This window comes from Rubidibacter lacunae KORDI 51-2 (assembly GCF_000473895.1).
In the GTDB taxonomy this organism is placed as follows: Bacteria; Cyanobacteriota; Cyanobacteriia; order Cyanobacteriales; family Rubidibacteraceae; genus Rubidibacter; species Rubidibacter lacunae.
Genome location: NZ_ASSJ01000056.1, coordinates 1 through 658 on the forward strand (window position 1 = coordinate 1; position 658 = coordinate 658).

At 65.3% G+C, this 658-nt stretch carries 1 pseudogene; it reads left to right on the forward strand.

From position 1 onward, the window contains the following. Positions 1-642 (forward strand): annotated as a pseudogene (locus KR51_RS20250) (hypothetical protein); the annotation flags it as partial. Between the last annotated feature and the right edge of the window lie 16 nt (positions 643-658).

Here is a 658-nt window from a genome sequence, read left to right on the forward strand (position 1 = left end):
CCGCCCGGGCAGATGGGTCGTCCGCGCCGCAAAGGGCAGCGACTGCCCACGCTCGCAGCGCGTCTCGAGTCGCCCGAGACGGTCTGGCAAACCGTGACGGTGCAGTGGTACGGAGGGCAGCCCCGAGTCCTGGAGCTCGCGACCGGCACGGCGGTCTGGTACCACGTGGGCAAGCCGACCGTGCCGCTGCGCTGGGTGCTGGTGCGCGACCCGCAGGGAAAGCGGACAGCGCAGGGATTTCTCTGTACGGACCCATCCCAGTCGGCGGCGCAAATCGTGCAGTGGTATCGGTGGCGCTGGCAGGTGGAGGTGACGTTTGCGGAAGTGCGCGCCCATCTCGGGGTTGAGAGCCAGCGGCAATGGTCGCCGCGAGCGATCGCCCGCACGACGCCGGTGCTGTTGGGTCTGTTTTCGCTGGTCGTAGTGCAGGCACAGCAGAGTCAGAGAGACGGGAGCTGGAAGCTGCCCCAGGCAGCGTGGTATCGCAAGGAGCGGCCGACGTTTATTGATGCGCTAGCGCTGGTGCGACGGCAGTTGTGGGCAGCGGAACTTTTACGCAGGTCGCCTGGGAGCAGGAAGTTGGGAAAAGTCCGACAGGAACTCTGGGAGTGCTGGTCTGACTTACTCTGCTATTCCGCCTAATGGCTAAAGTCGAGCT